Source organism: Chryseobacterium sp. 22458 (genome assembly GCF_052044975.1).
In the GTDB taxonomy this organism is placed as follows: domain Bacteria; phylum Bacteroidota; class Bacteroidia; order Flavobacteriales; family Weeksellaceae; genus Chryseobacterium.
In genome coordinates this window covers 499,063-524,036 of record NZ_JBQEOA010000004.1, presented here as the reverse complement: position 1 = coordinate 524,036, position 24,974 = coordinate 499,063, and the positions used below count along the sequence as shown (strand labels likewise).

Here is a 24,974-nt window from a genome sequence, read left to right as displayed (position 1 = left end):
AGATTAATAACCAGGATTTTGTGTCAGATTCGGATTTGCTGCCAAAGCTGAGTTAGGAATCGGGAAAAGATTGTAATTAGCAGAAATTGCGGTACCATCTTTTACTCCACCTTTCCAAGGCCATAGATATGCCCCCCCGGTAAATTTCTCAAATCTGATCAAATCTGTTCTTCTCTGCCCTTCAAGATTAAATTCTCTTCCTCTTTCTGCCAGTATGAAATCAAGGCTGAGGTTACCTGCATTAACCTGAGACGCTGTTCTTTTGGTTCTTAATTCGTTTATATATGTCAGAGCCTGCCCTAAATTTGCTGTTGATGCACCTCTTACAGCACATTCAGCATAAGTAAGATATGCTTCTGCTAATCTGAACACCGGGAAATCCGATCCTGAAAAATCAGTTGCTTCAGAACTTCCTGTTGTTCTCAGGTTTCTGAATTTAGTTGAAGGATAACCGTCTGTCCATTTTTTATAATCAGTCATTTCATATTCATGACCAGTCTGCCAGAAAAGTTTCCCTCTCTGATCCAGAGTATTCGTTACAGCAGATGAGCTTCCTCCGTTGTAATCTGTCAGGCTGCTTCCAAATAATCCGTACCATGCTTTTGTAGCTCTGTGGCCTCCCCATCCGTCACCTTTAATTCCAAGAATAGCCGGGTTGAGTGTGGAAGGAGTTCCTCCTGTATTTCCATTAATAATATAAGTAGAGTTACCGTAGCTCTGAGTACCTATAGGATCTGCAATTAAAGGAAAAATAATTTCAGATGACGTATTATTATCAGCAGAAAACATTTTAACATAATTAGTTTCTAATGAATAACCACCTTCATCGATTACTTTTTTAGCATAAGTAGCCGCATCATTCCATCTTGCCGTACCTGTATATACCTGAGCGTTGAGATACAATCTTGACAATAACATCTGTACGGTAGCTCTGTTTACATGACCATATTCTGTAGTTTTTGCAATAGTAGGTTCAATAGCCAACAATTCACTTTCTACATAATCAAACAGTTCTTTTCTTGATGACTGTCCTTTTGGAACCGGATTTGCCAGATCCTTTTCTGTAACAATCACACCTTTTCCGAAGCAATCAATCATATAAAAATAAGAAAAGGCCCTGATAAATCTTAGCTCACTGATATACTGATCTTTATTATTAATATTTACTTTTCCAAAAGCATCAATCAATGCATTAGCCTGAGGTACTGTATAATATACTCTGTCGAAAAGATATCTGAAAAACTTATTATCTGCTGTCCAGTTGGCTGTTGTAGTCAATTGGTCCAAACCATTGTCTCCCCATCTGTTCTTCATTCCGTCCGCTGTGAAGTCTTCAAGATTGATAATTCCTCTCAGAAATACCGTTTCACCTTTATCATCCCCGGTAATATCTGCTTCTCCCGGTCCTTTTGCACTGGACATAGATAAAGATGCATATACCTTAGCCAGAAGACCATTTGCAGCATTAGGCTGTGATTCAAGTAGCTGTTCCAGGGTCAAAAGATATTCAGGCTCTGTATTCAATTCATTCAGACATGAAGTTGTAGAAATCAGTGCGAATGATAATAGTATAATTTTAAATTTATTAAGTTTCATTGTGTATCAAATTTTAAAAATCAACATTAACTCCAAATGTGTATATTCTAGGTCTTGGATAGAAATTGGCATCTATCGCATTGAAGTTTTCAGGATCCTGTCCTACATAGTTATTGGTAATAATAAATGCATTATTGACAGAACCATAAATTCTTAATGTTGTACCTTTAAACAACTTGTCAAATCTGTATCCTAATGTAATATTTTCACAACGAAGGAATGTAGCATCGTGTAAGTTATAATCGGATAGCCCTTCTGCGCTTGCCTTGGTATTAAATCTTGGATCTGCAGCTCCGTCATAGAAGTTAAGGACGTTATACAAACTATTACTGTTTACAGGATTGGAAGCTTCAGTAAACCCTCTGTTCACTCTAGCTGCATAATATACTTTTCCTCCAAGCTGTCCTCTGAAACTTGCTGATAGGTCAAAATTCTTATAATTTACAGATGTTCCGAATCCGAATGTCCATTTTGGTCTTAAAGGAACAAAAGATTTATCTGCATCATTGATAATTCCATCTCCATTTTTGTCTACAAAAACCCCTGGTAAAACTCTTCCGTCACTGTCATAAACCTGTTGATATACCCAGGCAGAATAAGGCTGTTGACCTACTGCATGCTGTGCTAAGATCACACCGGTTCCTGCAAATGCTAAAGAGGATTCAGTAGCTCCAACTTTATCTCTGCCTTTCAGATCATCTACGTTTCCGATGTTGTATGCAATATTCCCATTCAAATCCCAGTTAAGATTCTGTGTTTTCACAGGAGTCACGTTGAAAGAAGCTTCAAAACCTTTATTCGTTAAACTTCCTACATTGTCGATAAACTGATTGGTCAACATCTGTCCTGAAGGGAAAGGAACCTGCGCCAATAAATCGGTAGTTTTTCTGTGATAATACTCAATAGACCCTGATATTCTTCTGTTTCTTGTACCAAAATCAATCCCTGCATTATATGTTGTTGTCTTCTCCCATGTCAAGTTAGGGTTATAAGCCAATGCCGTATACAGCTCAGGCATAATTGTCCCGTTTGATAAAACCGTTCTAGGGAAATAGAAATACCTGATATCTCCGATTTCATATAGAGGACTGTATGGATAGAATCCAGCTGATCCTGTGATATCCTGCTGCCCTGTTTTACCCCAGCCTAATCTCAGTTTTAATTCTGAGAAACCTGAGTTCTCCATCCATTTTTCATCATTAATCTTCCATGCAAAAGCAGCTGCCGGGAAATGTCCCCATCTTTTATTGGAAGGGAAAAGAGACGAACCGTCTGCACGGTAACTCAAAGTAAACAAATATTTATTCTGAATATCAATATTGGCTCTTCCGAAGAAGGATTGGATATTCAATACATTTCTGTAGTTATTGGCATATTTACTGTAAGGAGATTCTTCACGGATTCCTGTTGGAGAATCCATATTAAACAGCTGCTTCTTTCCTTTATTATCAAAATTCTGATAAGAGTAACCTCCCTGAATATCAAACTTCGAGATAAACTTATCATCAAATTTTTTACTATAGGCCAAATAAGCATCCATAAGCCTGTTGAAAATATTCTGATCTTCACCGTAATTCAACCCAGGATTGTAAACACCTCCTACAGCAACATCACCCTGATAAACAGGTCTGTACGACTGTAGTGCATTTTGCCCATATACTTCACGGATTTTGGCATAAGAAGATTCAGCACCTAAGTTTACAACTGCTCTTAAATCCGGCAGGAAGTGCATTTTATAGTCTAGCTCAACATTTCCTAAGAATTTTTGCACTTCTTCAGGTCTTGTACGCTGCATCAATACAGCTACAGGATTTCTTGCCCCTGTCATTACATATCCGTTAAAAGTCTGATAATAGCTTCCGTCTGCATTATATATTGGCTTTGTAGGATCTGCAGTGATTGCTCCGCCAATAGCTCCTTCAGCATCAATTGTATTTTTCTTGGAAATGATATTTTTAATATTAATATCAATCTTCAAATGATTATCCAGCAAAGTCGGATTCAACTTCATTGAAGCTGTATATCTGTCATAATCATTTGTTTTTACAATTCCTTGTGTATTATTATATCCGAATGAAAATCTGGCCGGAATAGATTTAAACAGATTAGATCTTACACTCAGATTATGATCTGTAGAAACAGAAGTTCTGAAAATTTCATCCTGCCAATTGGTATTGTACATGACCTGTTTTCCATTTTCTGTAACCCCCAGCATATTGGCATAAGTAGGATTATACTCATTCATGAACCTTTCAAAAGTAGGTCCATCCATTACATCAATGGTTTTTGTAACCTTACCTATAGATATATTACCGCTATAGTTAATTCTCATTTTCCCCGAAGATCCTTTCTTGGTTGTAATGATAATAACCCCATTGGAAGCTCTGGAACCGTAAATTGCAGTAGCAGAAGCATCTTTTAATATTGAAAATGATTCAATATCATTCGGGTTGACCAATGATAACGGATTGGATACCCCAGCCGGATTGGATGAATCCAAAGGAACTCCATCAATCACAATAAGTGGATTATTATTGGCTGTCAAAGAAGCTCCCCCTCTAATTCTGATATTAGGTTTAGAATCCGGGGCTCCACCATCACTGGTAATTCTCACACCCGGAGCTTTACCGTTGATCAGCTGGTCTGCCGAGACAATAGCTCCTTTGTTGAAGTCTTTTTCAGAAACTGCAGTTACAGACCCCGTCAGATCAGACTTCTTTTTAGCACCATACCCGATCAGTACCACCTCTTCGATTTTTTTCTCCTTAGGCAGGCTGTCTTGTTTCTGCGCATGCATTACTGTGCTGGCCAGTAAAAAAGCAGGCGCTATTTTTAATACCGTTGTAAAATTCTTCACAATCTTATTTTTATAGTTTCGTTTCAGTCATATTCTGGCATGAAGCCAGTTTTGCAATTTATAAAAAAATTAGAATTATTATAATTTTAATATAATTTATAATAAATTTATGTATATTACGAAACGGGTTTTAGTTAATTATTTACACTCCAATAATTTACACGACGCTATGCTTTGCATAATATTTAATTCAGATTAACAAAAAGTTAAACAATCGTTTAACTTAATTTCATATTGAAGACCAAAAAATACGAACCTTGCCTATAATAAGTCCACAAAGAGCGGTATTCAAGAGATAATCCTTATCTTTGCAGTCAAAACTTTACTATAAATGTCAAACAGAAAGATGATTACGGCAGCTTTGCCTTATGCAAACGGACCGGTTCATATAGGACATTTGGCAGGTGTTTATATTCCTGCGGATGTTTACGCAAGATTTCAGAGAAGATCAGGAAAAGATGTAGCGTTTATCTGTGGTTCAGATGAGCACGGAATTCCTATTACCATAAGAGCAAAAAAAGAAGGGGTTACTCCTCAGGATATCGTTGATAAGTATCACGAAATTATTAAAAAGTCTTTTGCTGACCTGGGAATTTCATTCGATGAATATTCAAGAACAACTTCCAAGAACCATTATGAAACCAGCCAGGATTTTTTCAAGGTTTTATATGAAAAAGGGAAATTCACCGAAGAGATGTCTGAGCAATATTTTGATGAGCAGGCAGGGGAATTCCTTGCTGACCGCTATATTGTAGGAACATGTCCTAACTGTGGTAACGAAAATGCTTACGGTGACCAGTGTGAGAAATGCGGCTCTACCCTTTCTCCTTCCGAGCTGATCAATCCGAAATCAATGTTGAGCGGAAATGTTCCGATCCTTAAAGAAACCAAAAACTGGTACCTCCCTTTAAATGAATATGAAGACTTCCTGAATGACTGGATCATTGAAGGCCATAAAGACGACTGGAAGCCTAATGTATACGGACAGGTAAAATCCTGGCTGAATGATGGCCTGAAACCACGTGCCATGACCAGAGATCTGAACTGGGGAGTTCCGGTACCGCTTCCTGATGCAGAAGGAAAAGTATTGTACGTATGGTTTGATGCTCCTATCGGGTATATCTCTTTCACCAAAGAATGGGCAGAGAAAAACGGAAAAGACTGGAAAGATTACTGGCAGAGTGAAAACAGTGACTTGGTACACTTTATCGGAAAGGATAATATTGTATTCCACTGTATCATTTTCCCTTCGATGATGAAAGCTCACGGAGATTATATTATGCCTAAAAACGTACCTGCTTTTGAATTCCTGAACCTTGAGAACGATAAGATCTCAACGTCAAGAAACTGGGCGGTATGGGCTCATGAATATGTAGAAGATTTCCCTGGACAGCAGGATGTGTTAAGATATGCATTGCTTTCGTCAGCACCTGAAACTAAGGATAATAACTTTACATGGAAAGATTTCCAGACAAAAAATAATTCTGAGTTAGTAGGAATTTTTGGAAACTTTATCAATAGAGTTGCAGTTCTTATTCATAAATATTATGACGGTATTGTTCCTCAGGGAGACGTAAACAGTCCGGAATTAGAGGAGATCAAAAAAGCTGCAACAGAAATTTCAGGATTCTTAGAAAATTATGAATTCAGAAATGCATTATCTGCATTAATGAATCTTGCAAGATTCGGAAACCAATATCTTCAGACTGAAGAGCCTTGGAAAACCATCAAGGATAATCCGGAAAAAGCAGCTCAGTCTTTATTTGTAGGCGCTCAGATCGCTGTTGCTCTAGCTCAGTTATGTGAACCATTCATGCCTTTCAGCTCTGAAAAGCTAATGAAGATGTTCAATGTTGAAAAGAAAAGCTGGAGCACTGTTGAGAATCAGTCTGTTTTAATTGAAACAGGTCATAAAATCAACGAAGCCTCTCTTCTTTTCTCCAAAATTGAAGACGACGTAATCGAAGCCCAGATCCAGAAACTGGAAGATACCAAACAAAACAATAAAAAAACAAACCCTAACGCCAACCCTATGAAAGAAGAGATCACGTTTGATGACTTTACTAAAATAGACCTTAGAACTGCAACCATTTTAGAAGCTGAAAAAGTAGAAAAAGCTGATAAGCTACTGAAACTTACTGTAGATACTGGAGTAGACGTAAGAACAGTTGTTTCAGGAATTGCAGAAAGCTTTACTCCTGAAGAGATTATCGGGAAGCAGGTAATGATCTTATTAAACCTTGCTCCGAGAAAAATCAGAGGAATTGAATCTCAGGGAATGTTATTATTAACAACCAAATCGGATGGTAAATTATCTTTCGTAACACCGGACGATAGTAATGTTGAGAACGGTATTGAGATTGGATAGTTAACCTCAACATAAGATAACAGGCTGTTTCACTAGAAACAGCCTTTCTTTTAGATGCTGCTTATGGTTAATAAAAGTGTTTTAAGAAAATTTTCCAATCAGGAATTAGAGGGATATTTAAAAGAAGGAAACCGCTTTGTTCCGGAAGCTGTACAGATGGCTTTTGAAATTTTAGAAGAAAGGGGCCGTATCTTTACAGAGCAGGAAAGATCTTCCGTTCAGCAAATGATGCAGAACAAAAGAAATGCAGAAGAAGCAAAACTTACGGAAGAAAAAGAAACCTGGAAAGATCATATTACGGAGGATCCTAATGCCATCAGGCTGTATTCAAGGACCACCATTCTGGTGAGCAGTGTTTTTTTCAGTACTGTTCCGGGATCTATTTTGTTATTTCTGAATTTAATAAAACTTAAAAAGTATTTTGCCGCTTTCTTTGCTCTGGCATTCGGTTTTACTTTTTATATGTTTCAGAAATACGTTCTGCAATCCCGTTTTGATACCCATTCCCTTTCCCGGTATAGCCCGGAAATAGGAGTTATTGCTGTTGGAGCTCTGGGCTTAATCATCATCAGTGTTTTAGCCACTCCCAAAAAACTTCCTTACCGTGCAGAATCTTATATCCTTCCTGTGATTTTATGTGCAGGAACAGCTGTTCTTATGTATTTTTATTCTCAGGAATGGTTTGCTTATTTTCCATTTGTGAGGGTTATCCATATGCTTAGAAATTATTAGGAGCTGATTCCCGCTATACACTTTTACTCCTCGCTCCCTGCTAAATCCTAAGCCAGCTGTGGGGTAACCGTTTCTATCGGGGCTAGGACGGGTACAAAAAAGTCATTCCGGTTTACAGAATGACATGTTTATTCATGAGATTGCTTCGCTTTCAGCTCGCAATGATTTGTTGTACATTATTTCTTCGTCAGTTTTGCCAGATAAGAATCCTCGTCTTTCATTACTCTTTCTATTTTGAATCCGTTGTTTTCAGCTGCATTTTTCAACGTATTGAAATCAAGATACAGCCATGTGATCGGTTCCTCAGACTCCCCTTTATAATGAACCACATAATCCAGTTCTCCGTAATAGCCGCCCGCCGGGATATAAACTCCTCCATCCTTATCACGGTCAAACATATAAAGAATATCTGTACTGTCGATCAGGGTCTGTCCGTTTTCATTTAATAAAGCATGTAACTTCTGAAGATATGTATCAATTTTCGTCAGGCTTTCAAAAATTCCGGTACCGTTCATCAGTAATACAATAGTATCAAATGTTTCCCCGGAAAAATCGAGTATATTTTGGCAAACTGCTTTTCTGATCCCTCTCAGTTGGCAAACTTCAATAGATTTCGGAGAAATATCCAGTGCCAATACCTCCAGATTCCTTTCATTTTGAAGGTATAAAGCATGGGAACCGGCTCCAGCCCCGATATCCAAAGTTTTCCCTTCAGATAGCTGCAATGCCTTTTGCTCAATAGCATTCATTTCTTCAAAATCTCTGAATAAATACTCTACAGGAAGTTCATCCAGCTCGGAAATTGATGTTTCAGTCTGCAGATCTTCAGGATTTTCATTATGATAATAATCCCAGATCGCTCTGCCCATTAAATCTTTCATGGTGCAAAGATACAGCTTCAGAAACTAAAGTTCAAAGTTTGAGATCCAGGTTTTTGAGTTCCTTATTATAACGCAATAGATCGCAATTTTTTTGAGGATGCAAATATTCTTTTAAGATCGCTAGGCGTTTCACTCAGCAATGAAAAAATAAATCTCTTAGCTAAATGAAATGTCTTAGTGAACAAAATTATTTTCCAGTCAGATTAAAAAACTTTGCGGTCCCAGCGTTAAAAAAATAAACTCAGATTATTCTATTGACTCTTTCTCTTCATGTCTGTCCGCTTGAGATTCATTTTCTGCTACGCCTGCTTTCCAGTAAGAGTAAGCATATAGCTCCCGGGAAGTCCAGTTTTTCTCTTTTCTCAGATAGGTACGGATTTCTTTTACACTTGAAAATTCACAGGCAACATAACCAAATTTACTTACCTCAGGAATCTCAATACTTTTTACAATATTTGAAATTTCACTGTTGATCTGAGGTTGTGCATTGTGAAGCCATTTAAAATCAATTTGAGCCTTGGTTTCAAGCAGTTGTTCATCCTCCTTTCCATGAACTTCGATAATACATATACCTTTTGCCGTTTCAGGAAGTGTTTCCAGAATAGCACTCAAAACCGGAATGGCTGTAGCATCACCTACCAACAAATACCAGTCTGCCGCAGGATACAGCTCTTTTCCATCCAGGCGCATCATCACTCCTAATTTTGACCCGGCTTCTGCATTCCTCACCCATTTCGAGGCTGGTCCTCCGTCTCCATGATCTACAAAATCGATTATCAATTCGTTCTTCTCAAAATCAATTCCCCTATGAGTATAGGTCCTGATTGCAGGAGCCACTTCTTTAGGAGGATAGACCCATTGGTGATTTTCGTCCAGAGTTGGAAAATGAATTTCATTCAGACCGGCTGGTGGAACGGCAATTTTATTATTGTCTCCTATGGTCGTGTTTCTGAACTGCTGTACTTCAGGAGAATAAAGATAAACCCTGATAAAATGATCAGTGATGTATTCTTTTCTGGTCACTTCGGCAACGATCTGCCCTGATGGAATTTTAGCCATAACTGAAATGTATTTAAAATTAAAATCCGGTTTCCGATCAACATCAGAAACCGGATTTGTATAAAGTATTACGATCGGATTAAGATATTGATTTAATATCCTAATCCTATTTTTTTAAAACTCAAAGGTGTAAGACAGGTTGAATGTTCTTCCTCTTCCTTTATAATTGAACAATTCAGGTAATTCGTATGTAGAATATAAGATCTGGGAACGTTTGCTCCATATTGTCTGATAATCCGTATTAAACAGGTTCTGGATTCCCAGATTGAATTTTCCCCAGCTTAAACGGTATCCTATCATCAGATCGGAAGTATTATAACCTTCAATAACATTATTAAGCTCGTCCTTCTGCTTGAAATTCTGCAATGACTGGAATCTGAATGACCAGTTCTGAACATTATACCCGATATAAGTTACCAGTTTTGAAGGGGAAGCATTGTAAACCTCCTGTTTTTTCCATTCTCCTTTGTTGTCTACTTCAGATTTGATCAATAGTCCGCTTGCCCCGAAATAAACTCCGTTGTTTAGTGAGTAGGAAACCTCAGCTTCAATTCCCATATTTCTCAATTTCAGATCATTGACAAGAATCTGGAATGTTTTTCTGTCTACAGCAACCGTTTTATCGGAAGTACTTAAAAATCCGGCCACCTGAGCCCTGAATCCGCCTCTGTTCACACGATACCCTACTTCAAACTGGTTGGTTTTGATCGCCTGGAGAGGCTGATCTTTTACGTTGATACTTGAAACCACATCCCAATTGTTTCCGTTTAGCTTATAGGTACCTATTCCATAATATTTAGCAGGATCTGCCAAACTTACCCCTTGGGAGAATGTTCCCCACGCCTGATGCTGTTCATTGAATTTATATAATAATCCGGCATTGGCTAGAGTCACATTATACGAACTTTCTCCCCCCGGAATGGCAGATGCCGATTTTCCGTAGCCTACAGCAACCTGTGTCTGCTGCTCTGAACCGATAAAGTCATCTACTTTTACTTTGATATTCTGGTAACGGATACCTGCGTTGATCTGTAGTTTAGGAAGGATGTTATATTTTGCCTGTACGTATCCTGCATAACTTTGTGAATGATTGGTAGGATATCTGCCTAAGCTGTATTGGGTCTCATTGATAAGCCCTCCGCTTGACATGGTCTTGGCAATATTATAAACGGATTGTGTTCCTTCAAACTTTTCAAAGTCTATGTCTACTCCGTACGTCACATTCAGCCCACGCCATGACTTTGACAATAAAGCTTTAAGTCCTGAGTAATACGTATCCTGCTGTGATGAAGACATATAAGCGATGCTTCCTTTTTCAAGTTTCAGATTTCCAGGGAACGGATAGAAACCAAGCTTTCGCCACGAGTGGCCAACTGTACATAAAGATCCTGACCGCCAAGAATTCCGTTTCCGGTATAGGCTACTGTTCCCATATAGCGTTCCGTTCCTACATTTTTATCAGAAGAAAAGCCATCTCTCATTTCGAGTAAAGATGCATTTTTTGTAGTGAAAGCGCTCAGATTTTCGCCTAAAAATAAACTTCTGTCACCATTAAACTTAGAATTATAATACTGAAGAGAAGCTGTTATTTTATGTTTATTATTAAACTGGTAGCCTCCGGTAGCCAAGATGTCTATCGACTGATTATACTGAAGGTCTGTCTGGGTGATATCCGTAAAAAGCTGTTTCTGGTCTGCCCCATAGGCACCGCCATTCTGCTGATAAGCCACTCCCAGTCTTCCGAAGAACTTCTCTCCTTTTCCTGCAATAGATTGTGCAGCACGGAAATCATGATCATCTTTTCCCATAAACCCTGTACGTACTCCCACCTCGGTTTCACCACTGATTCCTTTTTTAGAAGGTGTTTTCGTAATAATATTGATGATTCCTCCGGTGGCATTTCCTCCATAGATAGAGCTTGCACCGGAAAGCACTTCAATTCTTTCGATATTAAAAGGGTCGATAGCATCCAGCTGACGGCTGATCGCACGGATACTGTTCAGAGAAACTCCATCAATCATTACCAAAGCAGATCGTCCTCTCATATTCTGTCCGTAATTGGTTCTTCCCTGAGGGCCTATATCCATTCCCGGAATCAGGATCGAAAGCATTTCTTTAATAGGAACTCCGTTTTTCGTCTGTTCCTGAATTTTTTCTTTCTGTACTATCCAAACCGTACCGGGAATCTCAGAGATTTTTGTAGGCTTTCTGGAAGCTACGATTACGACATCCTCAATACCTTTAGAGGCCACACTGTCCTTAACGTTCTGGGAAAATATGACCCCCGAAGCCAACAGACCTATGAATGCATAGTGCTTTTTCATTCTTTCTAATCAAAGTTTTATAATTCAGCAAAAATAATTTTTATTTAGAAATGATAAAAATAAGAAAAGATGAAATTTTTCACCTTTTCAAAAAAATGTAAGAAAATGAGCCTATAATACCTACCCTCATTCTATAAAAACGCAAGATCCCAATCCAACAAAAGGACCAGGATCTTGCTGTGAAAAACAAGGTATCTTTAGACCGCAGGCCCGGCTGCGTCTTTTATCTCTTCTAATAATTTTTTCCGCTCACGAAGTCTTCTTCGGGCAATCACAGATTTACCGCCAAGCACTCTTACAAATCTGAAGTACTGGAATCGTTTTGCCCCAAAGTGGTGAGTTGCCACATAGAACAATACTCCAAAACCAGCCAGAATAATATATCCGAATATCTTTTTAGTGGCAATAATGACGGCATTAAGCTGAATGGCTTTCATATTGGCAGCAACATTCTGAGGGCTCACCGTCATTCCATCCATATATACTGCAAGATCGCCAATAGCTGTCACCTGAAAACGGTACTGGAACCAGGAATATAAGGTTGAAAAAATCCCTACTGCCAGGAATGTTCTCCAAACCAATACCAGCCCGATCGCAGCAAGCATTTCGTCCATCTCAAGTTTATCCAGGGTATAAAACCATACGGAAATAAAGAGGGAACACATTCCGTAACCTTTTAAGAACATGGGAAGATACCAGTTGTCATAGCTGAATTCCAGTACCATGGAAAAGTACATGATGATCGCATAGCCCATCATTCCTGCAAAGCCTGAGAAAATATACATTTTCAGCGGTTTTTCTTTTTTAAACCAGAAAACAGCAATAATTCCGGCTACTATAATCCCAGGGATCATCAAGACACTAAGTCTGGCATTCGTCAACTGGTCATATCCCAATACTCCTACTGCAAAAGTATTCTGAATGGAAGCAGTACCCAGAAACATTCCCAGCCAGAACAACATAAACAACCCGTGCTGTACATTGTTTTTGGTAAATATTTTGAATGAAAGATAAGGCCTTTTTAAAGTCAGCTGACGGATGGAGAGCAATGCAAAGCTCACAAAAGCTGCAATACTTGCATTAATGATATTCTTTGAATTCAGCCAGTCCTGCTGTCTCCCGAATGAATAGACATAAGCAGAAAACATAAAGGTTGATATGAAAAGCAGGATACTCAGCCAGTCGATATAATGTAACGGAACTTTCAGTGCAAAGTATTTGTTATGCATAAAAATCCAGTGTATCAATGCCAGCATAAAGCATAGAACCGAAGTGAAAAGGTAGAACTGCTGCCAGTTGTAAAGGAGTGAAAATTCAGCACCATAATACACTGCCACCTGGTTCATCACCAAGACAAATGTATAGAATACGCCATAAAACATCCCCCGGTTTCCGATCATTACCATCAATGGGAGAAACAGCTCTATCGTCACCATCATTTTCATAAATCCGATGAACAAAGAAGTAGCTACAAAAACCATTGGCTGTAAAGTTGTTGCATTGATATAGCTCATCAATCCCAACAAGACCAGTAAGAGTACCATTTTGTCTCTTACCTTAAATCTCATCTTGATTCTGATGACAACAGGCATACAGGCCCCCATCCCGATTGTGGTTGCATAATTCGCCCACATAAAATATTCCGTCATTGCTCCGGTACCACTCACCAGATGGCTGATATTCCCTGTATACACCCCACCGAGCGGCATCACTACTGCAAGCAGCAATACGATCAGCAGAAGCTGTACAGGTTTGGGTACCCAGTCGCTATATAATCCTTTGTTGTACATGTTGAATTTAGAATTTAGAAGTTAGAGGTTAGAAACTAGAAGCTAGTGGCTGAAAGTTTTCAGCTTAACTTTTGTATTTTCCAATCTTTTAATCTTTCAATGATTAAATCTTTAAATTACTGACTGATATTCACATTCATATTCATTCCGGCGCTCAGCTTATCCAGATTTTCTTTTTTGTTGGAAGCGGTAAACTCAATTCTTACCGGGATTCTTTGCTGTACTTTAATGAAGTTTCCGGTAGAGTTATCTGTAGGTACATTTGAATATCTTGATCCTGTAGCCGCAGAAACAGCCGTTACCACACCTTCAAATTTTTGTCCGCCTAAAGCGTCTGCCGTCATCGATATTTTCTCTCCTACTTTGATGTTTGGCATCTGGCTTTCCAGGAAATTGGCAGTTACCCATTTCTGACCATTCAGAACAATGGTTGCTACCTGTTGCCCGGGCTGGATCAGTTGTCCTTCAGAAATCGTTCTTCTTCCCATCACTCCGTCATACGGCGCAATGATCACCGTATAGGAAAGGTTGATTCTTGCCATATCCAGTGCAGATTTTGTTCTTTTGATCTCAGCATCGTTGATCCCTAACCTGCTTTTCACTTCTGTAGTAGAAAGGCTGGCAGATTGTTTCTGATTCACTAAGGTTTCATAAGCTGCCTTTTGAGCATCATATTCGGTTTTTACCTGATCATACTGCTGTCTTGTCACTGCTTCTGCAGCCAAAAGATTTTTATATCGGTTCAGATTCTGTTCTGCATTCCAAAGTCTTGCTTTAGCTCCTGCAATATTAGACTGCATCACATTGATATTGTTTGAAACAGTATTTACTGAAGAGCTGGTTGCTGTTTTCTGAGCCATTGCGTTTTGGTATGCTGCTTCAGCCTGTCCCAGTTGGGTAAGAATTTCACGCTCATCCAGAATGACCAGCGTATCTCCTTTTTTTACTCTCTGGTGTTCAATAAATTTAATTTCTTTGATGTAAGCAGAAACCCTGGTATTGATGGGATTGATGAATTCCTCTACCTGTGCCGCTTCCGTATAAGTTTTATTTCCGATATGGAAATATTCACGGATCAGCCAGAATAATCCGAACCCGATCACCAGAAAAACGATGATATTTGAAATGATTGCTCTGACCTTATTGGTTTTATTTTTCTTTTTATTTCCCTCTCCGCCTGTTCTAGCAGGAGTTGGATTTGTATTTTGAGTATTTTGTTCCTTGTTTTCCATTGTGTTGATTTTCAGTTTAAAAAATTAAAGAGTTCCGGTAGATTTCAAAAGATTGTAATATTGGTACAAAACATTGATCTCAGCATTTGCATAATCCAATTCTGACTGCAGTTTCTGGTTCTGTGCATCTATCATTTCTGCCTGTACTGCCAGTTGATTCAGGTATTTAGCTTCAGTGATTTTGTAGTTTTCTTCAGCCAGTCTTTTGGAATCATTCAGGATATCAGCCTGCTGAATAGCTTCCTGGTATTTTGTATAGGCAGCATTTACGCCCATATCTACATTCTGCTGTACCAGTGTCATTGCATCATTGGCTTGGGTCTTTTGCAGTTCACCTACTTTTACTTTTTCCTTTGTTCTATACAGGTTATCAATGTTATAGCTAAGAGAAACCCCAGTCTGCCATCCTCCTGAATACATATCCAGAACAGGATTCCTTGTAGTTATAGGTCTTTGCAGGGTATATCCTCCAAATCCTGCTACTGTGGGCATATTATCTGTTTTTATAATCTCAATATTCTTATCTGCTACATCCATGTTCTTTTTGGCAGACTTCAGTAAAGGATTACTTTCATGGGCAAGGTCTGTATAATATTCCATACCAATACCGGATTCTTTATTCTCTAAACTTTCTGTAGGGATAATTTCAGTATCCGCAGATAAGCCTAAAGCAATGCTTAAATTATAATTAAGGATTTTTTTATTGTTTGACAGGGTAAGAATTCCCTGATCCAGGTTTTTGATAGCAAGTTCACCACGAATTACCTCGTTTCTGGTTACCATTCCCTGCTGATAGAATTTCTGAATATTCTTAAGACGTTCCTGAGCCAGCTTTTTATTGTTTTGGAATACTTCTTCCTGGTTGATGATCTTATATACATCCAGGTAGTTGGAAATTACTAAAAATTTAACGTCCTGTTTGTTTTTCTCCAGATCCAGTTCAGAAAGCTGCTCACGGAGTCCGGCCATTTCAATAGACTTGTTTACCAATCCTCCCTTAAAGATCAGCTGGATAGCCTGTACGGCATAAGAACTTCCGTAATGAGGCATCGGAATCTTTGTTGAATTTGAAAAATCTTTATCAATAGCTACCGCATCCCCCAAGTAGAACTGGCTTGTAGAAGCCGTAATGGTGGGTAGTTTCTGAAGTTTGGCAACATTGATGTTCTGTTTGGCAATATCAATATTCCGGGCGGAAACTTTTAACTGCTGATGATTCTGAACAGCCATCTCGGCCACCTCACCTGCGGTCATCTGTTTGATCTGTTGCGAAAAAAACAGCGCAGGAAAAGCTGCTATCAAAACTGATAGTGCTGTTTTTATTTTCTGTGTCATTTTACCTTGTTTTACAGATGCAAAGTTAGGTGAACCACAAAATCAATCAAATGTTTGATTTTTGGAAAAAGATGTTCAAATGTAGGATTTTAGTTTTCGAACTGATGTCTGTATTGTCTGGGGCTTACTTCCAGATGTTTTTTAAAAAAGTGAGAAAATGCATATTGATCGCTAAACCCAAGGATTGATGAAATCTCAGATACCGGTTTATTAGACGAGTTTAGAAGCACCTTCGCTTCATTGATTACAATTAAAGCAATAATATGGCTCGCTGTTTTTCCTGTCACCTCCTTCACCACTGATGAAAGATGTCTGGTTGTAATTGATTGTCGCTCGGCATAAAACTCCACCGTTCTCTCCGTAAGATGATATTTTGCAAGATCGGTAAGAAATACAAATACGATCTCTTCCTGTCTTGACATCTGATTCATCGAATTATTATCTTCTTTAGATATGATCCCTGCCATCTGATAGCAGAAAACGGAGAAAAGATGCTCTACCATTTCTTTTTTATAAAGCATTTCGGTCTCGGAATCCAGAATATATTTCAGGAAATTGACACTTTTCCAGACCACTTCCATTTCACTTTCCGGGAAAGGCACCCCTCTGTTCATCTGCTGCCTGAAATAACGATAGGTAATAAGGCGGTTAAATTTCAGTGATAGCGCAGAAATAAATTCTCTTTTATAAGAAACCATCCGGGACTGGAAATCGTCACTTACCGACACTACTTCATAAATGGTCTGAGGATCTGTCACCATAAACATATTGGCAGAAACCTCCAGATCACTGAAATGTTGACGAAGTTTTATAGTTCCTGATTTAATGAAGATGAAAGCCGGGTTATCGGGACGGAAAGGTTTATCCACAGCAATTCTTTCGAAAATGTTCCTTTCCGTAAAAATATCAACACCAAACTTTTCCAGGGCAGACATGGCACAAATGTAAGCAATCTTCCGAGTGATTACAAAATTTTATTATTTTAGCGATTATCAAATTCATGTTCCTATGAGAAAGGTTGATTTATTATTTGCAGAGTACAGCAAAAGCCATAGAAACGCAACCAATAAGTTGATTCACTGGATCTGTGTGCCTTTGATTTTCTGGACGATCCTTGGGTTTGTTTCTCTTATTCCCGCTCCTCACCTGTGCATTTCCTATTTTGGCTGTATCAGTATTGTAAGCAGTATTACTGTGGTTCTTATTACCCTGTTTTACCTTAGGTTATCATTACGCATCAGTATTATTATGCTCATTTTGACAGCCGCTACGGAACATTTCATTTATCTTACCAATATCTATTTTGAAAAACAATCATGGATGGTCTATCTTGCCGTTTTTGTGGTTACATGGATCTTACAGTTCATAGGTCATAAGATCGAAGGGAAAAAGCCTTCGTTCCTTAAAGATCTGCAGTTTTTGCTGGTAGGACCGATCTGGCTTTTGAGTTTTATTCTGAAAAAAACAGGGATCAGATATTAAGCAGCTTCTGTGATTTTCTTTGCAAGAAATTGATTTAGTATTAAATAGATTCTGTAGATTATTTTATATCGCTCGCAAAATTAGCAGATTGCGCAGATTTTTTTCATCATTCTTTAAGTTACAACAATTACTGATTTACGATAATAAATATATTTTAGCTGTATTAGATAACTCTAATAAATAGTATATTTAATCAAAATAAAAACAAATGACTGAAAATGAAATTTCTTATATCGTAAGAAAATGTATCTTCAATGTATATAATCATTTAGGACCAGGCTTACTTGAAATTGTATATCAAAAAATTTTAATTTACGAACTTGAAGAAAACGGGTTGAATGTTAAATCAGAAATAGAAATCCCTATTTTCTATGATGATAAAAAATTCGATTTTAATTTCAGACTTGATATTTTGGTTGAAGATAAAGTAGTTCTAGAGCTTAAATCAGTAAAAGGTCTTGAAGATATACACTTCAAACAGATACACACATATCTGAAACTATCCAATAAAAAACTGGGCTTACTGGTCAATTTTAACACTACTAATATACTAGATGGAATAAAAAGAGTGGTTAATAATCTTTAACCCTTCTTTAGATCAATATCATCAAACTGTTCAAAAAAATAATTATTTTTTTAATTTTTGCATCAAAATCTGCGTAATTTGCGAGATCAGCGAGAAAGAACACACTCCAAAGATACTCTAATACTGTTAAATTCAAACAGATCACAATGACCTTATAATTATTTCGCTCGCAGATAACGCAGATGACGCAGATTTTTTTAAAACATATCATAAGGACTGCGAAAATTATTATATCCGGCACAATAAAATTATAATAAAATCCCCCGGGGCATCTTCGATGCCCCGGGGGATTTTATTGCATGATCAATGATTTAATAATTAAAATGATCTTTCACTGTTTCCAGTACTTTTTCATCAGTCATCTTCTGTGAAGTTCCCAATGTAATCTTCAGGTCTCTGAACTGGGCTGTATCATGAAGAAAATGTTTCAGTTCTTCCTGCATCACCCCGGGGCCTGTAATATATAATTCCTGGGAATTGGTCAGAAGATGTTCAATTTCTTTAAAAAACTTATTTCTATTGGTGATCTCAGCATTGTTTCCCGCATTTTCGCTGGAGTTACCATGCTGAATTTCTGCTTTTACAGGTTTATAAAGAGTGAATTCAAAAGTACGCTGAGCATCATGATTCTTTACTACCACGGCTTTCTCTGTATCAATCCAGATTCCTGCTAATTTTTTGTCAGACATATTGATATTATTTTAAGTGATTTCTGATAAAAAACAAGAATAGTGCAATAGAGACGTTAAGAGCTGTTAAATCTTGCAGAAAAAAAACAATCAGTTCATATGCCTTTATAATTTAACTCTTCTCATTATTTTCCCAATACAAATACCGCAGGAATCTTGTGAAGTTCAGGCTTCTGCTTTTGCCATTCCTTTATGGTCTTTGTTTTGATGAATTCGTGTTCCGGATCATTGATATTGGCTGCAATACAAAGTTTTGTATTGGGTGATAAAAACTTGCAAAGATCTTCAAACAGCTGATTATTTCTGTAGGGTGTCTCCATAAAAATGTGTGAGTAGCCCGTTTTCTGAACCAGACCTTCCAGATTTACAATCTGTCTCTTTTTCTCTCCTTTATCAATAGGAAGATATCCATGGAACGTAAATTCCTGCCCGTTAAAACCACTGGAAATCAAAGCAAGGATAATGGATGAAGGACCTGAAATCGGGATCACTCTGATATTCTTCTCATGGCACCATTTTACAATCAGATTTCCGGGATCGGCAATACAAGGCAGACCTGCTTCTGATAGCAGCCCGAAGTCCTGCCCTTTCAGCATCAGTTCCTGAGCTTCTCTGATGTCTGCGTTCTCCGTATATTTATCCAGCAGAAACAATTTCAGATCAGACTGTTTCTTCTCCGGAGCAAAAAATTTCACCACTTTTCTGGCTGTTTTTTCATTCTCCACAAAGAAGTAGTCGGTCTGCATGATATAATCCTTTATAACAGGTGAAAAATGATCAATAGAGGTATTTTCTGATAAATAAGCAGGGAGTAAAAAAAGCATTGTATTATTTTTTAGTTCTTTCGTTTAATGAAGGTTGTGGATAGTATTTTGCAAGGTCCATAGAGAAGGTAACAGAGGTAATTTTCCATGTTCCGTTGATCTTCATCAGGGTCCAGATTTCCTTTCCCCAGTTTTCCATTTTGCCATCATACCAAAAGCTGTAATCGAAGTTGGCAGACGCTATGGCACCGTCTTCAATGATTTTAATATTATCAAATTTTTCTTCAGATTTATCATCTTTAAAGCCTCTGATAAAAGCTTTATAATCATCTGCAAAGTAATATTCCGCCTTAGGATTTTTTTCCAGACGTTTAGCCTGTGTTCTGTCTTTGTAAATTCCGGTCCAAAGCACCGGCTCCTGAAATAAAGATAAAAATTTGGCTTCATCCCGGGTTTTAATGCACTCCATAAAATCATCCATTACTTTACGGATCTCTGTTTCATCTTTGGTTTGGGCGAAAGAGAAATTAAAGCTTAATAAAAGCAGTAATAGTATTCTTTTCATGGCAATTATTTTTGTATTTGGTTTTTAATGGCATCACACCCTCTGTCCAATAGCTGGAAAACCTTTTCAAAATCGCTCATATCACCCCAGTACGGATCCGGTACTTCAGCATTTTGATGATCTCCCAGTGCTTCTAAGAATAAAGATATCTTTTGGCGCTCTTCTTCATTTTTAGCTTTGGATACCACATCTGCAAGCACATCTACGTCCATACAGTATATTTTATCAAAGGTCTCAAAATCAGTTCTTGTGATAGGTCTTGATCTTTGTTTGGATATGTCAATATGATGGTTGGCTGCTGTTTTTATGGCTCTTTTATCCGGATGTTCGCCTTCGTGCATAGAAATGGTTCCTGCAGAATCTACCATAAAGCTTTCCGGTAGTTTTGTTTTCATAATTCCTTCAGCTAAAGGGCTTCTGCATATATTTCCAAGGCAGACCATCAATATATTCATATTCTGTTATTTAAAATTGAAAGGATTGAAATTATAAAGTTCTAAGGTTTGTGGTAACAAAACTAAATAAAAAATGAAGAATACAGCGATTCTTCATTTCAATTTATATAAGCTTTACAGGAATTATTGTTTGATTCTCTCTGTAAGGTCTTTCACGTATTTTTTGATCTCTTTATCGATTTTCGATACATCTTTAATGGTATCGCAGGCATACATTACCGTGGAGTGATCTTTTCCTCCCATTTCTTCACCAATCTTCGTAAATGTAGAATTGGTGAATGCTTTGGAAAAATACATCGCAAGCTGTCTTGGCAGTGCAATCTCTCTTTTTCTTGTTTTTGATAAAAGCTGCTCTTTTTTGATTCCGAAATAATCACATACCACATCCTGGATGTAAGGAATATTGATCACTTTTTTCTGGTTGGCAGCAATTCTGTTAATGGTTTCTTTCAGCAATTCAAGACTCAGGTCTCTCTTATATACTGTAGAGTAAGCGATCACTGAGTTGATCACCCCTATCAGTTCTCTTACATTGGTTTTCGCTTCAGCAGCAAGGAAGTCAAGCATATCATCAGGAAGTGCAATTCCGTCTCTGCTTAGCTTATCTTCAATAATCTGTCTTCTTGTAGACAGGTCCGGAGATTTGATCTCTGCAGAAAGTCCCCATTTGAAACGGGAAACAATCCTGTCCTGAATATCCATAATGTCAGCCGGAGCTTTATCTGAAGTAAGGATGATCTGCTTTCCGTTCTGGTGAAGGTGATCAAAAATGTGGAAGAAGCTGTCCTGAGTTGCTGATTTTCCTGATAAGAACTGAATATCATCAATGATCAGTACATCCACCATCTGGTAGAAATTGGCAAATTCCGTTTGTTTATGAGCTTTAGCAGCAGAAATAAACTGCTGAATGAATTTTTCTGAAGACAGATACAATACTACTTTATCCGGAAACTGGTTCTTCACTTCAAGACCTACAGCCTGCCCCAGGTGGGTTTTACCTACTCCGTAACCTCCATATAAAAACAATGGGTTAAAAGCTGTTGCTCCTGGTCTTTTGGCAATTGATCTGGCTACGGTAGCAGCAAATTTATTACTTTCCCCTTCTACATAACTATCAAATGAATAGTCAGGCTTCAGGTTGGAATCTATATTTACTTTTCTTATTCCAGGAACCACGAAAGGGTTTACAATATTAGCTGAGAATCCTTGCGGCATTGTTTCCTGTGTTTTAGGAGTAGGAACGCTTTGTCCCTTCATATTCATGGTAACGGGCTTTTCTTCGCCTTTTGGTCTGTTTTCCATTACAGAATACCATAATTTCACTCCTTTTCCTATATTTTTCTTCAGGGCAGCAGAAAGCAGGGACAGGTAGTTGTCCTCAATATATTCCTTGTAAAAATCGCTCGGTACGATAAGTGTAAGGTTGTTGGCTACTAATGAAAGCGGCTGCACCTTATCAAATAACATATCGAAAGATTTTTCAAGTTTTTTCAGGTCAGAATTATCTTCAGCTGCGTTCAAATTATCGCGCATAAACTGAAGGCACTTCTGCCATATCATCATTAAATTGTCATCCATTTTTTATGCCCTGATTATTCTTTTGTTTGTACTGTTTTTAGAAGGGAGACAAAGGTCCAATTTTTTCTTTTTAAAAAAAAATATTGCAGGTATTGATTATTTAAAAATATATTTGTATGTATAATTTAGCACTCAAAATGATACACACAACACACTCAATACGAGTACGTTACGCAGAAACAGACCCTATGAAATATGTATACTATGGTAACTATGCCACGTACTTCGAAGTAGGCAGGGTGGAGCTCTTCAGAAGCATAGGAATTTCATACGATGAAATTGAAAACCAAGGAATTTGGCTTCCTGTTTCAGATTACAAAATTAAGTATATCCGTCCGGCTTTGTATGATCAGAAATTAGAAATTCATACCTATGTAAAAAAAATTCCGGGAGTGAGAATTGAATTTGAATATGAAATTTACAATGAAGAGCATATTAAAATAACGGAAGCTTCCACTACCCTTTTCTTTCTGGATGCCCAAACCAACAAGATTATCAAATGTCCGGATTTTTTAATGGAAATGATTGAAGCGAACTGGAAGGAAGAAAAATAGCCTGAAGATGACAGGGCCTGGAACAATACCGCTTGTACTATTAATGATCAATGGTGACTTTAATGCATCATCACGCTCAAAAATATAAAACACTCCAATGCTCAAACTTTACCCTCAAAATCTTAACCTGTTTGTGAATTAATTCGCACCTTTGTGCTTTGTATTAATTATACCTTATATATTATTTATGAAGATTGCATTTTTAGGGCCTCATGCCAGCTTTACCCAGCTTGCCGCTGCACAGCTCTTTCCGGATGAAGAGCTTTTACCACAAGCCAGTATTCTGGACTGTTTCAATGCAGTGGAAAATGGTGACGCTGTAAAGGCCGTTGTTCCTTTGGAAAACTCCATAGAAGGGACTGTTTCAATGACGCTGGACTATTTATATAAGACCCCGTCTATTAAGATTGAAGCTGAAGCAGTAATGCCTATCGCCCATCACCTGATGATTCATCCGGACAATGCTATAGAGGATCTGGAAAGAATATACTCGCACCCGCAGGCTCTGGCACAAAGCTTCCATTTTCTGGATACCCATTATAAGGAAATACCGAAACAGGACTTTTCTTCTACTGCCGCTGCTGCAAAATACGTTTCGGAAAACAGGGAAAGCAAAATAGCAGCTGTGGCCAATCAGTTTGCAGCCAATTTATATGGGCTTAAGATCATCAGCCGCAATATTCAGGATTTTGAACAAAATCACACCCGGTTCATCATCATTTCAAAACAGCAGAACCGATATGATAACAGCCAGCTTGAAACACTGGGAGAGAAATCCGGAATGCTCATCACATTGCCTGAAGATCATCCGGGTGGGCTACACCAGGTATTATCTGTTTTTGCATGGCGAAAAATGAACCTCAGCAAAATTGAATCCCGAACTTTAAAAACAGGATTGGGAAATTATTTCTTCTTCATCAATGTGGAAGGACCATGGAATGAGGTTTTGCATGGAAATGCACTTCAGGAGCTGGAATCTATCCACGCCAACGTTGATTTCCTTGGAAATTATAAAGAATTTCTTCTCGAAAGCTAAAATAAAAAGTACTCAACTTACTTAAAATTCAACACTGACTTCATTGTCAGTGTTTTTTTTTGCACAATTTTCACCTCAATAAATACCTAGTTGACAACCGTTTATCTCTAAAAAAATAACCCACACAAAAGGGATAATTATATTTCTTAAAGCGCTTAAATCCATAGATTTACAGTGACAACAGAAAAAATAACTCGTAAATTAATTATGGAATAATATACATGAAAATATAAACATATGTTTAAGTATATCATACCATAATATCATAAAAATTATAAAATTCACAATGAAGAGTATAATTTTTATTGTATATTTGCTTAGCAACTAAATTAAAAATCTTGATCATGAAAACTAAAATCTACAGTCTGCTGTTTGCTTGTGCAACGCTTCCTCTGTTTTCACAAGTTGGTATTAACACAACTACTCCAACAGCAACCCTCGACGTAAATGGAACTTTAAAAGTTCGAGACACACCTGCAGCCACAGCGTTACCCGGATATCAGGTTTTAGCAATCAACCAGGGAAGTGCAGAAGTCTATAAAATGGATCCTCTGCTACTGATGGGTGGATCAACCAGTAACACTACTGTTTATGCAGCTAAAAAGTCAACCACTCTTAGTGTACTATCTGTAGCAGTTTTTCCCGGAGGTTTTAAAGCACTGAACTTTAAGGCTACTGACAGAACTATAGGTAGCGCTTCATTATTTGATGATAACGATGGCTCTTACGTCATCCCATCAACCGGAGTATATGCCGTTGGATTTGCATTTAAATATGCAACAGGATTAGTAGCATCTGTATTGTCTGAAGGTGGTATCGGAATCGCAAGAACAAGAGGCGGAACATCTGCTATAATAGACAGCAGTATGTTCAGTGGTCTTAATGTATTGGTAAGCGGCTTATCCATAGCTGATACAAGAATCAATTCATTGTATTCCTTTCAGGCAGGTGACAAAATTAATTTCGGAACTATAGAAACCGGCCTGCTTACATTAGGTACACTGAGCACCAGTAATGCTTCAATCTATATCTACAAAGTGTCCGACTAAGAAGAACATATTGTTAGTTATCTATACCGTTAGCCCATTACT

General features: G+C 37.9%; 22 protein-coding genes. 7 read left to right on the top strand and 15 right to left on the bottom strand.

What is annotated here, in order from left to right:
• Nucleotides 1–3: 3 nt before the first annotated feature.
• Nucleotides 4–1,596, bottom strand: a complete 1,593-nt coding sequence (locus tag ACTJJF_RS16700) for a RagB/SusD family nutrient uptake outer membrane protein (RefSeq protein ID WP_312299432.1) — start codon at nt 1,594–1,596, stop codon at nt 4–6.
• A 13-nt stretch (nt 1,597–1,609) separates the two neighbouring features.
• Nucleotides 1,610–4,453, bottom strand: a complete 2,844-nt coding sequence (locus tag ACTJJF_RS16695; protein ID WP_312299434.1) for a SusC/RagA family TonB-linked outer membrane protein — start codon at nt 4,451–4,453, stop codon at nt 1,610–1,612.
• Between the two features lie 331 nt (nt 4,454–4,784).
• Here ACTJJF_RS16695 and metG point away from each other — a divergent pair, with 331 nt between their 5' ends.
• Entirely contained in the window at nt 4,785–6,821 is a 2,037-nt protein-coding gene (gene metG / locus ACTJJF_RS16690) for a methionine--tRNA ligase (protein ID WP_440700363.1), read from the top strand.
• Between the two features lie 63 nt (nt 6,822–6,884).
• The gene (locus ACTJJF_RS16685) at nt 6,885–7,553 is read left to right on the top strand and encodes a hypothetical protein (RefSeq protein WP_440700362.1); all 669 of its coding nucleotides are present in this window, start codon (nt 6,885–6,887) and stop codon (nt 7,551–7,553) included.
• 176 nt (nt 7,554–7,729) lie between these two features.
• On the opposite strand, the gene ACTJJF_RS16680 is transcribed toward ACTJJF_RS16685, so the two are convergent.
• The 8 genes from ACTJJF_RS16680 to ACTJJF_RS16645 all read right to left on the bottom strand — a co-directional run bounded on the left by ACTJJF_RS16680 (nt 7,730) and on the right by ACTJJF_RS16645 (nt 17,109).
• Complete coding sequence (locus ACTJJF_RS16680) at nt 7,730–8,434, bottom strand: class I SAM-dependent methyltransferase (protein ID WP_440700361.1); 705 nt, start codon at nt 8,432–8,434, stop codon at nt 7,730–7,732.
• A gap of 246 nt (nt 8,435–8,680) precedes the next feature.
• On the bottom strand, nt 8,681–9,493 hold the full coding sequence (locus ACTJJF_RS16675; protein ID WP_440700360.1) for a siderophore-interacting protein: 813 nt from the start codon (nt 9,491–9,493) through the stop codon (nt 8,681–8,683).
• 114 nt (nt 9,494–9,607) lie between these two features.
• Nucleotides 9,608–10,789: a TonB-dependent receptor domain-containing protein gene (locus ACTJJF_RS16670; RefSeq protein WP_440700359.1), complete on the bottom strand. Its 1,182-nt coding sequence runs from the start codon at nt 10,787–10,789 to the stop codon at nt 9,608–9,610.
• A 26-nt stretch (nt 10,790–10,815) separates the two neighbouring features.
• Entirely contained in the window at nt 10,816–11,817 is a 1,002-nt protein-coding gene (locus ACTJJF_RS16665) for a TonB-dependent receptor (RefSeq protein WP_440700358.1), read from the bottom strand.
• A 197-nt stretch (nt 11,818–12,014) separates the two neighbouring features.
• On the bottom strand, nt 12,015–13,607 hold the full coding sequence (locus tag ACTJJF_RS16660) for an MFS transporter (RefSeq protein ID WP_440700357.1): 1,593 nt from the start codon (nt 13,605–13,607) through the stop codon (nt 12,015–12,017).
• A gap of 116 nt (nt 13,608–13,723) precedes the next feature.
• Nucleotides 13,724–14,839, bottom strand: a complete 1,116-nt coding sequence (locus tag ACTJJF_RS16655) for an HlyD family secretion protein (protein WP_440700356.1) — start codon at nt 14,837–14,839, stop codon at nt 13,724–13,726.
• Between the two features lie 24 nt (nt 14,840–14,863).
• Nucleotides 14,864–16,174 carry a TolC family protein gene (locus tag ACTJJF_RS16650; protein WP_440700355.1) on the bottom strand — a complete coding sequence of 437 codons (1,311 nt, stop codon included), beginning with the start codon at nt 16,172–16,174 and terminating at the stop codon, nt 14,864–14,866.
• Nucleotides 16,175–16,263: 89 nt separating this feature from the next.
• The gene (locus tag ACTJJF_RS16645) at nt 16,264–17,109 is read right to left on the bottom strand and encodes a helix-turn-helix domain-containing protein (protein WP_312299452.1); all 846 of its coding nucleotides are present in this window, start codon (nt 17,107–17,109) and stop codon (nt 16,264–16,266) included.
• A 73-nt stretch (nt 17,110–17,182) separates the two neighbouring features.
• On the opposite strand from ACTJJF_RS16645, the gene ACTJJF_RS16640 reads away from it, so the two are divergent.
• Both ACTJJF_RS16640 and ACTJJF_RS16635 read left to right on the top strand, forming a co-directional pair.
• A complete protein-coding gene (locus ACTJJF_RS16640) occupies nt 17,183–17,656 on the top strand; it encodes an Mpo1 family 2-hydroxy fatty acid dioxygenase (RefSeq protein ID WP_440700354.1) in 474 nt (157 codons plus the stop codon).
• A gap of 208 nt (nt 17,657–17,864) precedes the next feature.
• A complete protein-coding gene (locus ACTJJF_RS16635) occupies nt 17,865–18,242 on the top strand; it encodes a GxxExxY protein (protein ID WP_440700353.1) in 378 nt (125 codons plus the stop codon).
• 311 nt (nt 18,243–18,553) lie between these two features.
• Here the strand turns inward: ACTJJF_RS16635 and ACTJJF_RS16630 are convergent, their stop codons facing one another.
• From ACTJJF_RS16630 to dnaA, 5 genes are all read right to left on the bottom strand, one after another.
• On the bottom strand, nt 18,554–18,931 hold the full coding sequence (locus ACTJJF_RS16630; protein ID WP_312299458.1) for a hypothetical protein: 378 nt from the start codon (nt 18,929–18,931) through the stop codon (nt 18,554–18,556).
• A 125-nt stretch (nt 18,932–19,056) separates the two neighbouring features.
• The gene (locus ACTJJF_RS16625) at nt 19,057–19,755 is read right to left on the bottom strand and encodes an SAM-dependent methyltransferase (RefSeq protein WP_440700352.1); all 699 of its coding nucleotides are present in this window, start codon (nt 19,753–19,755) and stop codon (nt 19,057–19,059) included.
• Between the two features lie 4 nt (nt 19,756–19,759).
• Nucleotides 19,760–20,260, bottom strand: coding sequence for a nuclear transport factor 2 family protein (locus tag ACTJJF_RS16620; RefSeq protein WP_440700351.1), 501 nt, complete (start codon nt 20,258–20,260; stop codon nt 19,760–19,762).
• A gap of 5 nt (nt 20,261–20,265) precedes the next feature.
• Nucleotides 20,266–20,715, bottom strand: coding sequence for a low molecular weight protein-tyrosine-phosphatase (locus tag ACTJJF_RS16615; protein ID WP_312299464.1), 450 nt, complete (start codon nt 20,713–20,715; stop codon nt 20,266–20,268).
• Nucleotides 20,716–20,838: 123 nt separating this feature from the next.
• Nucleotides 20,839–22,293 (bottom strand): chromosomal replication initiator protein DnaA, encoded by a 1,455-nt coding sequence (dnaA, locus tag ACTJJF_RS16610; protein WP_047095010.1) that lies wholly within the window; start codon nt 22,291–22,293, stop codon nt 20,839–20,841.
• A gap of 137 nt (nt 22,294–22,430) precedes the next feature.
• On the opposite strand from dnaA, the gene ACTJJF_RS16605 reads away from it, so the two are divergent.
• The 3 genes from ACTJJF_RS16605 to ACTJJF_RS16595 all read left to right on the top strand — a co-directional run bounded on the left by ACTJJF_RS16605 (nt 22,431) and on the right by ACTJJF_RS16595 (nt 24,932).
• Nucleotides 22,431–22,847, top strand: a complete 417-nt coding sequence (locus tag ACTJJF_RS16605; RefSeq protein ID WP_440700474.1) for an acyl-CoA thioesterase — start codon at nt 22,431–22,433, stop codon at nt 22,845–22,847.
• Nucleotides 22,848–23,034: 187 nt separating this feature from the next.
• Nucleotides 23,035–23,883 carry a prephenate dehydratase gene (gene pheA / locus ACTJJF_RS16600; protein WP_440700350.1) on the top strand — a complete coding sequence of 283 codons (849 nt, stop codon included), beginning with the start codon at nt 23,035–23,037 and terminating at the stop codon, nt 23,881–23,883.
• Nucleotides 23,884–24,227: 344 nt separating this feature from the next.
• Nucleotides 24,228–24,932, top strand: a complete 705-nt coding sequence (locus ACTJJF_RS16595; protein WP_440700349.1) for a hypothetical protein — start codon at nt 24,228–24,230, stop codon at nt 24,930–24,932.
• Nucleotides 24,933–24,974: the final 42 nt, after the last annotated feature.

Excerpts from the sequence above, each read along its gene's own strand:
- ACTJJF_RS16700 (WP_312299432.1), bottom strand. The coding sequence starts at position 1,596 with ATGAAACTTAATAAATTTAAAATTATACTATTATCATTCGCACTGATT.
- metG (WP_440700363.1), top strand. The coding sequence starts at position 4,785 with ATGTCAAACAGAAAGATGATTACGGCAGCTTTGCCTTATGCAAACGGA.
- ACTJJF_RS16685 (WP_440700362.1), top strand. The coding sequence starts at position 6,885 with ATGGTTAATAAAAGTGTTTTAAGAAAATTTTCCAATCAGGAATTAGAG.
- ACTJJF_RS16680 (WP_440700361.1), bottom strand. The coding sequence starts at position 8,434 with ATGAAAGATTTAATGGGCAGAGCGATCTGGGATTATTATCATAATGAA.
- ACTJJF_RS16675 (WP_440700360.1), bottom strand. The coding sequence starts at position 9,493 with ATGGCTAAAATTCCATCAGGGCAGATCGTTGCCGAAGTGACCAGAAAA.
- ACTJJF_RS16670 (WP_440700359.1), bottom strand. The coding sequence starts at position 10,789 with ATGTCTTCATCACAGCAGGATACGTATTACTCAGGACTTAAAGCTTTA.
- ACTJJF_RS16665 (WP_440700358.1), bottom strand. The coding sequence starts at position 11,817 with ATGAAAAAGCACTATGCATTCATAGGTCTGTTGGCTTCGGGGGTCATA.
- ACTJJF_RS16660 (WP_440700357.1), bottom strand. The coding sequence starts at position 13,607 with ATGTACAACAAAGGATTATATAGCGACTGGGTACCCAAACCTGTACAG.
- ACTJJF_RS16655 (WP_440700356.1), bottom strand. The coding sequence starts at position 14,839 with ATGGAAAACAAGGAACAAAATACTCAAAATACAAATCCAACTCCTGCT.
- ACTJJF_RS16650 (WP_440700355.1), bottom strand. The coding sequence starts at position 16,174 with ATGACACAGAAAATAAAAACAGCACTATCAGTTTTGATAGCAGCTTTT.
- ACTJJF_RS16645 (WP_312299452.1), bottom strand. The coding sequence starts at position 17,109 with ATGTCTGCCCTGGAAAAGTTTGGTGTTGATATTTTTACGGAAAGGAAC.
- ACTJJF_RS16640 (WP_440700354.1), top strand. The coding sequence starts at position 17,183 with ATGAGAAAGGTTGATTTATTATTTGCAGAGTACAGCAAAAGCCATAGA.
- ACTJJF_RS16635 (WP_440700353.1), top strand. The coding sequence starts at position 17,865 with ATGACTGAAAATGAAATTTCTTATATCGTAAGAAAATGTATCTTCAAT.
- ACTJJF_RS16630 (WP_312299458.1), bottom strand. The coding sequence starts at position 18,931 with ATGTCTGACAAAAAATTAGCAGGAATCTGGATTGATACAGAGAAAGCC.
- ACTJJF_RS16625 (WP_440700352.1), bottom strand. The coding sequence starts at position 19,755 with ATGCTTTTTTTACTCCCTGCTTATTTATCAGAAAATACCTCTATTGAT.
- ACTJJF_RS16620 (WP_440700351.1), bottom strand. The coding sequence starts at position 20,260 with ATGAAAAGAATACTATTACTGCTTTTATTAAGCTTTAATTTCTCTTTC.
- ACTJJF_RS16615 (WP_312299464.1), bottom strand. The coding sequence starts at position 20,715 with ATGAATATATTGATGGTCTGCCTTGGAAATATATGCAGAAGCCCTTTA.
- dnaA (WP_047095010.1), bottom strand. The coding sequence starts at position 22,293 with ATGGATGACAATTTAATGATGATATGGCAGAAGTGCCTTCAGTTTATG.
- ACTJJF_RS16605 (WP_440700474.1), top strand. The coding sequence starts at position 22,431 with ATGATACACACAACACACTCAATACGAGTACGTTACGCAGAAACAGAC.
- pheA (WP_440700350.1), top strand. The coding sequence starts at position 23,035 with ATGAAGATTGCATTTTTAGGGCCTCATGCCAGCTTTACCCAGCTTGCC.
- ACTJJF_RS16595 (WP_440700349.1), top strand. The coding sequence starts at position 24,228 with ATGAAAACTAAAATCTACAGTCTGCTGTTTGCTTGTGCAACGCTTCCT.